Here is a 3052-nt window from a genome sequence, read left to right on the forward strand (position 1 = left end):
TGGGGCCAGAAATTCCCGGCCATCGGGAGCATGTGGCGGCGCGCCTGGCAGGAGGTCATTGCCTTCTTTGCCTTTCCCAGGGACGTGAGGCGGATCATCTACACCACCAACGCAATAGAAGCCTTGAATTCCAAGCTGCGACGGGCCGTTCGAGCCAGAGGGCACTTCCCTTCTGACGAAGCTGCGACGAAACTCCTGTATCTGGTCTTGAACAGATCGGAGAAAGCGTGGAAAATGCCACCCAAAGAATGGGCGATGGCAAAATCCCAATTCGCCGTTCTCTTCGCGGACCGCTTCCACGCCGCGAGGGCGTAAAACAAAATGTTTAACCGCACGCCCGTACACGAAATTTCTGACACTCCCGGGCATGTTGGCGACGCCATCAATGCACCGCTCGTGGCCGCAGGTCACAATCTGCGCCTCATCCTGGCGAAGCTGACCCTTTGGCGTGCCTTCATCAAGGCCGCGCTCACCGTTCTCATGGTGAAATTGAATACTTCTCCAGATCTTCCCACCGCCAGAAGATCAATGATTTAGCCGTTGTTCAGGGCCGATTACTTCTGTTCATCGCCCCTCATTCATGGCTGTCTACCTCCGTTAAGTGGACACCTCAAGCCAAACTCACTCAATGCAGAAAGGTGCGCTGAAATTCGCGCGTGCATCGCTCGCGTCTTTCTGAATCAGGTGGCCGTGTCGTCGTAGGCTTCTACTTCACGGCGCATCAGGTCATGAAGGGTACCTCGGCGCTCGATGACACGCGTATACCCGCTTTCTTCAATCAAAACGGACGCCGGAAGATTCATTGAGTTATACTCGCTTTTCATTGAGTGTGAGTAAGCGCCAATTCCACCCATCACCATAACATCACCAAGTTGCACTTCAGGAAGATACCGCGGGACGAGTACGCCTGCTTTATCGACCGTAAAAACATCCCCCGATTCGCAAAGGTAACCCGCAATAACATAGGGTTTCTTGTCTGCCCGTGGGACACCATCGCGTGGTGCAAAGCGGATTGGATGGTAGGCGCCGTATAGCGAAGGGCGGATGTTGTGATTTAGCCCGGTATTGACGATGGCGAAGTTGTAGCCAGTTGAATTCTCATCGGGATCAGTCGCCTTAACCGCCTGCACTTCTGCGAGGAGAACGCCCGAAGAGGCGACCAGAAATCGGCCCGGTTCAATCTGAAGCTCAATTTTCCGACCGAGTTCACGTGAAAATTCCTCCATCGATTTTGAGAGAGCTCTTCCCCATTCCTCCAAGGGCATCCCGCCATCATTCTCATCATTGTATATGACTGGAAAGCCGCCACCGAGATTGACAATCTCAAGGTCGGGAAATTGCTTGGCCATCTCCAATGTCTTGTCTTTGATGAAGAGCCAACGGCTGAGATCCGTGCCCGATCCGATATGAGAATGCACACCAACAACTTTAATGCCATTATCGGTGGTTACTTTTTTGACTTCGTCGATTTGCGTGAAATAGATGCCGTGCTTGCTGCTGGGCCCACCGGTGTTGGTCCTGTTGTTTGCTCCGTCCCCCTCTCCTGGGTTGAGACGGACCGAGCAGCGTACACCGCCCGCGCGACCGAGAAGGCTGATCTGGTCAATTGATGTACAATTGACGAGAATTCCACGCTCAACTAGCCGTTGATATATTGGAAGTGTCGCTCCTTCGCCAGTATAATAAATTTCGGAGGGCTTGAAACCGGCAAGAATAGCTCGGTCGACTTCGTTCATGGAAGAGGCGTCGATCCAAAAACCCTCTTCGCGGACGATTCTCAGGATTGCGCCGATGGTAAGTGCTTTGCAAGCGTAACGGGGATGGAAGGGTCGGTAGGCAATTGCCGAGATGATCTCCTGGGCATTGGTTCTGATTGTCGGCTCATCGAATACGTAAAGAGGCGTGTGATATTTATCTGCCAATCTTAAAGCAAGCTCGTGATCTTGATAGACGGGATGGTCAGTTACTCGATTTTTTCTGGCCATGATTGTCCCTCTCCTAGAAATTAAAGAATTTATATCTGACGGCTTGATTATTGTAAGCCGCAATTATGAATGATCCAAATTGTATATTATGACATCTTGAATATTCGTCTGAGTGAATTTCCAGAAGTAGTTCTCTTTCGATTAACCATACAAACTCTGGTGCAGATCCTGTGATCGCTCTGAGCTAGAATCGTAGGTCTTTTATATGCTTTAAGACTATCCCGATCTCAAGGATCTTTTACGTTACGTTAGTAATACACAGCTCGATTGCGTCCTTTCTAACGGCAGGTCATGCCGCTGAGGTTTCAGATTAGGAGAGATCTGGATTTTAGAGAACCTACCCGAACCCAGACGGCTGGGCAGTCCGCAAAGCGCGACGATTGTCGATGTCGAGATTGTCCGCACACTGAAGCGTCAGATCGGAATTGCCGGTCATTCAAGTGTGAGCGCGACGAACAGCCACCTTTTCTTTTGTGATTGAGGCCGTGAGATAAACTCCTTCATCGATAGTCTTACTGCGTCATAAATTTGTGGATTTCAGGGTGGATTGGTCCTGTTGCAGCATGGACATCGTTGAAGGCTTCGACTGAGTTTGACGGTCAAGTGCCTTCGGACTGTGGTGATCGAATTTGGCACGTGTCGCTCGGGTCGGATCGGAGGATCCGCGGGGTCGATAACCTTCGGGAACGAGAGGTTGCGTGCGGTTTTTGGTTTCGGTCGGCGCTGAGGGGGGAATAGCCTCTCTCTGGGAGATGAGGAATCCGTAAGCGGCGATGCAGAGGCTTGCAGGATGATGGAAACCTCGCCAGCCTCGCCCTTCGTAATGGCCGAGACCGAGTTCCTGTTTGAGTTCCTGATAGTCGCGCTCGATGCGCCATCGCGGCTTGGCGGTGCTGACGAGCTTTCCGACCGAAGCGTCGACATCGAGAGTGGAGAGCCAGTATTTGAGCGGCTCGGTGTGGGAGTGTCAGGAATTTCGTGTACGGGCGTGCGGTTAAACATTTCGTTTACGCCCTCGCGGCGTGGAAGCGGTCCGCGAAGAGAACGGCGAATTGGGATTTTGCCAT

2 protein-coding genes and 2 pseudogenes are annotated in these 3052 nt (G+C 51.9%); 2 read left to right on the top strand and 2 right to left on the bottom strand.

From position 1 onward, the window contains the following. On the top strand, positions 1-315 hold a 315-nt coding region (locus DMO26_RS33205; RefSeq protein WP_205421308.1), incomplete at its 5' end, for a transposase. 48 nt (positions 316-363) lie between these two features. After that, positions 364-537 (top strand): annotated as a pseudogene (locus DMO26_RS33210) (IS5/IS1182 family transposase); the annotation flags it as partial. Positions 538-680: 143 nt separating this feature from the next. Here the strand turns inward: DMO26_RS33210 and lysA are convergent. Continuing rightward, a complete protein-coding gene (gene lysA, locus DMO26_RS33215) occupies positions 681-1985 on the bottom strand; it encodes a diaminopimelate decarboxylase (RefSeq protein WP_117196513.1) in 1305 nt (434 codons plus the stop codon). A gap of 649 nt (positions 1986-2634) precedes the next feature. Beyond that, positions 2635-2940 (bottom strand): annotated as a pseudogene (locus tag DMO26_RS34695) (IS701 family transposase); the annotation flags it as partial. Positions 2941-3052 lie beyond the last annotated feature (112 nt).

This window comes from Rhizobium terrae (genome assembly GCF_003425685.1).
GTDB classification, from domain to species: domain Bacteria; phylum Pseudomonadota; class Alphaproteobacteria; order Rhizobiales; family Rhizobiaceae; genus Neorhizobium; species Neorhizobium terrae.